This window comes from Shewanella sp. (assembly GCF_051658185.1).
Classification (GTDB): Bacteria; Pseudomonadota; Gammaproteobacteria; order Enterobacterales; family Shewanellaceae; genus Shewanella.
Genome location: NZ_JBOFMC010000305.1, coordinates 1 through 5,515, shown reverse-complemented (window position 1 = coordinate 5,515; position 5,515 = coordinate 1). Strand labels below are relative to the sequence as shown.

Sequence of the window (5,515 nt, the reverse complement as noted above, 5' to 3'; positions counted from 1 at the left end):
TTGGCGGCCTCCCGGCTATCTTGCGCGGCAGCGCTATCTTGTCCGCCCTTTTGCGCCCCTTGCTGCTGGGCGCCGCCGGAGCGGTCATCGTCACCGGCTTGTACGTCAAGCACAGGTTCGGTCATTTCATTAGTTTGCTGGTTAATAATTTCTATCGGCGTGGGATCGGGCCTGCCCGGACGAAACTCCAAGGCAATGACAGAGGTCCCCTTAGGAATATCTTTAACCTCCACCTTATTTTGTACCCCGAAAGCGTATTTCATTGAACCGGCAATTTGCTTAAATTTCAGCACGTCCATTTCAGAAAACGACAACAACAGCACAAAAAAACACATTAACAACGACATTAAGTCGGCAAAGGTGGCGAGCCAGAGTGGCGCGCCCGGCGGGGGGCAAACGGTTTTTGCCTTTGCCATCGGCTACTCTCCATCCGTTGTATCGAGTTGGCGTTGTTTTTCTGACAGATAATTTTTCAAAAACCCTTCTATCACCCGCGGATTTTGGCCGTCTTGGATGGCGAGCACCGCATCCATTATCAAGTTACGATTGAGCATTTCTTCAGCCATACGCAGAGTCAGTTTATCCGCAATCGGGATACACACCATGTTAGCAATCACGGCCCCATAAAGCGTCGTTAATAGCGCGACCGCCATTGCTGGCCCAATCGATTTAGGATCCGACATATTGGATAACATGGCTACCAGTCCACTAAGGTACCAATCATCCCCATGGCCGGGCCCACGTCCCCAAACGCCCTAAAAATGGCGATCCCCGTTCGGTGACGCTCCTCGGTAAGAGAGATGTCTTTTTCAAGGGCGGAGCGCACCACTTCACCGTCGTGACCATCAACCAACATGTCCACGGCTTTTTGCATAAAACTGTTACTAATTTGCGCTTCTTCTAACGCCAAAAACCCGCCTTTGCGGGCAGCATCGGCCATTGTCACCGACTGTTCAATCAAATCCTCAGGTTTATCAATCTTAAACATAAAGGCTTTGGCAGCGATCTTCACCGCCCCAAAGAACTGTTTGAGATTGAATTTCATCATAACCACGAAGAAGGAACCGCCAAAAACGATAATTATCGAAGGCACATCCACATAGATCATGATGCCGCCGCTGGTGATCATTGCCCAAATAATAAATCCCAGTCCGCCGACTAATCCAATCAGTGTTGCTAAATCCACAAAGGCTCCTCAATCTTCGTAAAAACGATATGATACTGACATACCTGAAAAAATCACACTTGTTTACCCTATTTAATGTCAATATGGCCAGATTCACTTAACCATCTTCGGATAAACGCAAACATGCACGCCCCGATGCCGATCCTCTTGTCTGTTATCGGACAAACACAGGGCAAGTTTAGCGATATTTTGAATATTCTAAAAAAAATTCAGTAACAAAGCGTGCTGTTGAGCAAATATCCTGTGACTGAGTTTGACCCCTGCCTCGGCCTGATATACCTTGTGTCCGCTAAACTATAGGAACCCATAACGTGGCTAAAAAACCCGAAAATCTTAGTTTTGAAGAGTCCCTTGGAGAGCTCGAGCGCATCGTCACCGAGTTAGAACAAGGGGATATCTCTCTCGATGATGCCTTAAAACAATTCGAACGTGGCATCAACCTCGTGCGCCATAGCCAAGCGAAGCTTGAGCAAGCTCAACAAAAAGTGACCATCTTGTTACAGCAAGATGATACCGCGCCCCTATCACCCTACGTTGTTGAGGGGGAATAAGCGTGTTAGCAACGGCAATACAAACCTATCAGCAGCGGGTTGATCACCAATTAACCGAGCGTTTTAGTGCGTTAGCAGAGACAGCTCCGCAGTTAAAAGCCGCGATGACCCATGGGGCATTACTGGGCGGTAAGCGTATTCGGCCCTTTTTGGTCTACAGCGTAGGGCAAATGTTAGGGGTAGCGCTGGAAAAATTAGACGCCTGCGCCGCCGCGATTGAGTGTATTCATGCCTATTCGTTAATCCATGATGATTTACCCGCTATGGATGATGATGATTTGCGCCGCGGCCAACCCACAGTCCATATTGCGTTTGATGAGGCGACGGCCATACTTGCTGGGGATGCACTGCAAACCTTGGCGTTTGAGATTGTGACCGAAACCGTCCCCGGGATAAGTTGTGAGCAGCATTTAGCCATGGTGCGGGTACTTGCCAAAGCATCGGGTTATCGCGGAATGTGTGGCGGCCAAGCACTCGATTTGGCCTCTACCAATAAGCAGATTGATCTGGACGCGTTAACCAAGCTCCATAATTTAAAAACCGGTGCGCTGATAAGCTGCGCAGTCGAATTGGCACTTATCGCCGCCAATGCGCCCAAAGATCACTACGACACTATGATGGAGTTTGCCCATGCCATCGGGCTCGCCTTCCAAGTGCAGGATGATATTTTAGATATCATTGCCACCACCGAAGAGCTAGGCAAACCCCAGGGCTCGGACGCCGAGTCCAATAAAAGTACATTTCCGCAACTACTTGGACTTGACGGTGCGAAACACACCGCAGCACAACTGATCCAAGAGGCACTATCAGCGCTGGCTAAATTGCCATACAATAGCCAGTTAATTGCAGACTTCGCCCGCTATATTATTGAGCGAAGAATATAATCAGAGACGAAGTATCTCGCTATGAGTTTGGACATTTCTCAGTTTCCCGTATTGGCGCAGGCTAATACCCCTAATCAACTCCGCCAACTTCCACAGGCCCAGTTACCCCAACTGGCCGATGAATTACGGGAGTTCCTTCTTAAGTCTGTTGGCATGTCCAGCGGACATTTTGCCTCTGGGCTGGGCACAGTCGAACTGACTGTCGCCTTGCATTATGTCTACAACACCCCCTTTGATCGGTTGATTTGGGATGTTGGACATCAAGCTTATCCCCATAAAATTTTGACGGGTCGGCGCGATAAAATGCATACCATTCGGCAGAAGAATGGCTTACATCCTTTCCCGTGGCGTGAAGAAAGTGAATACGACACCTTTAGCGTCGGGCATTCTGGCACCTCGATCAGCGCCGCGCTGGCCATGGCGGTCGCGGCAGAAAAAGAACAAGCCGGCCGTAAAGTGGTCGCGGTTATCGGTGATGGTGCCATGACTGGCGGCATGGTATTTGAAGCCATGAACCATGCCGGAGATTTGCACAACGATATGCTAGTCGTGCTCAATGACAATGAAATGTCAATCTCGGAAAATGTGGGTGCCTTAAATAACCACTTGGCGCAATTAATGTCCGGCCGGTTTTACACCACTATCCGCGAAAGCAGCAAAAAAGTGCTCAAAGGCATGCCCGTCATCAAAGAAATGGCCAAGCGGACCGAAGAGCACCTCAAAGGCATGGTTGTCCCCGGTACGCTGTTCGAGGAGCTGGGCTTTAACTATATTGGCCCCATTGATGGCCACGATGTCGACGCCTTAGTTGATACCATGCGCAATATGCGTAACCTCAAAGGCCCACAGATCCTGCATATCATGACCAAAAAAGGTCGCGGTTATGAGCCAGCGGAAAAGGATCCTATCGGCTGGCATGCTGTGCCCAAATTTGACCCTACGCAATTTAAAAAACCCGCTGCCAAACCGAGTTCCCCCACCTTTTCTCAGGTGTTTGGCAAATGGCTATGTGATATCGCCGAACAGGATGACAAGGTCTTAGGAATTACCCCTGCGATGCGTGAAGGCTCAGGGATGGTTGAGTTTTCTCAGCGTTTTCCCAAGCAATACTTCGATGCTGCGATTGCCGAGCAACATGCCGTGACCCTCGGCGCGGGTTTTGCCTGTGAAGGTTATAAACCGGTAGTGGCGATTTATTCGACCTTTTTACAACGGGGTTACGATCAACTGATCCACGATGTGGCCTTACAACGTCTGCCAGTATTATTTGCCATCGACCGCGGTGGCATTGTCGGCGCTGATGGTCCAACCCACCAAGGAGCTTTCGATTTAAGCTTTATGCGGTGTATCCCGAATATGGTGATCATGGCACCGTCGGACGAGAATGAATGCCGACAAATGCTCTACACCGGCTATTGCTACGATCAAGGCCCCACTGCGGTGCGCTATCCACGGGGCTGCGCCACCGGTGCCACTCAAATTGAGGCCATGACCGCTTTGCCTATCGGTAAAGGCGTCATCAAACGCATCGGTAAACGCGTGGCGATCCTCAACTTTGGTACCACGCTCGCGAGCGCCTTAACCGCGGCCGAAAGCCTCGATGCCACCGTGGTGGATATGCGTTTTGTCAAACCCCTGGATATCGATTTAGTCAAGGAAATGGCCCAAACTCATGAGGTGCTTGTCACCGTCGAAGAAAACGCCATTATGGGCGGCGCGGGTTCTGGGGTGATTGAGTTATTACAAAAACTGAAACTGCCCAAACCCGTCCTGCAGATTGGTCTACCGGATGAGTTTATTAAACATGGCTCACCAGAAGAAGTGACCCACGATTTGCAGCTCGATGCCGAAGGTATTTTGGCGCAGATAACCGCTTATCTTGCAGAATAAAACCTGAGTACTGCGGAGCAAATTGGCCATAATGTCTGGACTGATATCACAACGCAGAGGCTGCTAGGCTAATCCGCTATGCGGGTTTTGAGTGCCAATGCTTAAAAAAAAACAAGCAATAAGATAGCGTGTGCGCCAGTAAAGCACGCTCACAATTGAGTCACCGATCTGGCACTAGCCCATAAAAAAAGGACTGCACTTGCAGTCCTTTTTGTTTTAACCAGCGTGAAGCAAGCTCGGCTTCAATCGCGCTAGGCGTTAATGGTACTAGGCTTCAATATCAATAGACGCGCTATCTTGGCTAGGGCCACCCTGAGACACCATCACCATGGCAGGACGCAACAGGCGACTATTCAGCTCATAGCCTTTTTGCATCACCAACATCACAGTGTTAGCGGCAAATTCAGCACTCGGCTGCATGCCAATCGCTTGATGTTGTTCAGGATTAAATGGCAAACCTTGAGGATCAATCGGTTTCACCCCAAATTTCGCCACGGCAGTTAAGAACCCTTTTTGGGTTAACTCAACCCCTTCATAAATCGCTTTAGTCGCTTCATCCTGTGGATTGGTGCCTTGTAATGCGCGCTCCATGTTATCCAATACGGGTAAGAGTTCATTGACAAACTTTTCCAGCGCAAACTTATTGGCTTTATCTACATCCATTGCCGCGCGGCGACGAATGTTGTCCACTTCCGCGGCAGCACGGATCACGGAATCTTTCTGTTCTTCAACTTTCGCCAAAGCGTCAGCGAGTAACTGTTCCAACTCTTCAATGCGGAAATTGGCTTGGGTAAGCTCGTCAACCAAACCTGCTTGTTCGGTAGATAATTCGGACTCTACCCCCGCTTGGATCAGATCTTGCTCGGCTTTAATCGATTCGTTGCTCATTTTCACTCCAGCTAAAAATGCTTTGTTTCTAAATACTCTGGGCATATTATGGGGATCAATTTTGACGTTTCAAGGCCTAAGGCCAGATCTAGCATAAATATGACCATAAAGTTCCA

At 49.3% G+C, this 5,515-nt stretch carries 5 protein-coding genes and 1 pseudogene; 3 read left to right on the top strand and 3 right to left on the bottom strand.

Annotated elements, in window-relative coordinates:
- Both ACRCZA_RS11635 and pomA read right to left on the bottom strand, forming a co-directional pair.
- Positions 1 to 416, bottom strand: a 416-nt coding sequence (locus ACRCZA_RS11635; RefSeq protein ID WP_438674597.1) for a flagellar motor protein MotB, incomplete at its 3' end; no start/stop codon positions are given.
- 3 nt (positions 417 to 419) lie between these two features.
- Positions 420 to 1,186: pseudogene (pomA, locus tag ACRCZA_RS11630) on the bottom strand (flagellar motor protein PomA).
- A gap of 311 nt (positions 1,187 to 1,497) precedes the next feature.
- Here pomA and xseB point away from each other — a divergent pair.
- Genes xseB through dxs form a run of 3 tightly spaced genes read left to right on the top strand, consistent with a single transcriptional unit; the run spans position 1,498 to position 4,511 of the window.
- Positions 1,498 to 1,737 (top strand): exodeoxyribonuclease VII small subunit, encoded by a 240-nt coding sequence (gene xseB / locus ACRCZA_RS11625; RefSeq protein WP_438674596.1) that lies wholly within the window; start codon positions 1,498 to 1,500, stop codon positions 1,735 to 1,737.
- A gap of 2 nt (positions 1,738 to 1,739) precedes the next feature.
- Positions 1,740 to 2,621, top strand: coding sequence for a (2E,6E)-farnesyl diphosphate synthase (gene ispA, locus ACRCZA_RS11620; RefSeq protein WP_438674595.1), 882 nt, complete (start codon positions 1,740 to 1,742; stop codon positions 2,619 to 2,621).
- Positions 2,622 to 2,642: 21 nt separating this feature from the next.
- On the top strand, positions 2,643 to 4,511 hold the full coding sequence (dxs, locus tag ACRCZA_RS11615) for a 1-deoxy-D-xylulose-5-phosphate synthase (protein ID WP_438674594.1): 1,869 nt from the start codon (positions 2,643 to 2,645) through the stop codon (positions 4,509 to 4,511).
- Between the two features lie 267 nt (positions 4,512 to 4,778).
- Here the strand turns inward: dxs and grpE are convergent, their stop codons facing one another.
- Positions 4,779 to 5,399 (bottom strand): nucleotide exchange factor GrpE, encoded by a 621-nt coding sequence (grpE, locus tag ACRCZA_RS11610; protein WP_438674593.1) that lies wholly within the window; start codon positions 5,397 to 5,399, stop codon positions 4,779 to 4,781.
- Positions 5,400 to 5,515: the final 116 nt, after the last annotated feature.

What these genes read in the sequence shown, in the direction of transcription:
- dxs (WP_438674594.1), top strand. Translation starts at nt 2,643, where the DNA reads ATGAGTTTGGACATTTCTCAGTTTCCCGTATTGGCGCAGGCTAATACC.
- grpE (WP_438674593.1), bottom strand. Translation starts at nt 5,399, where the DNA reads ATGAGCAACGAATCGATTAAAGCCGAGCAAGATCTGATCCAAGCGGGG.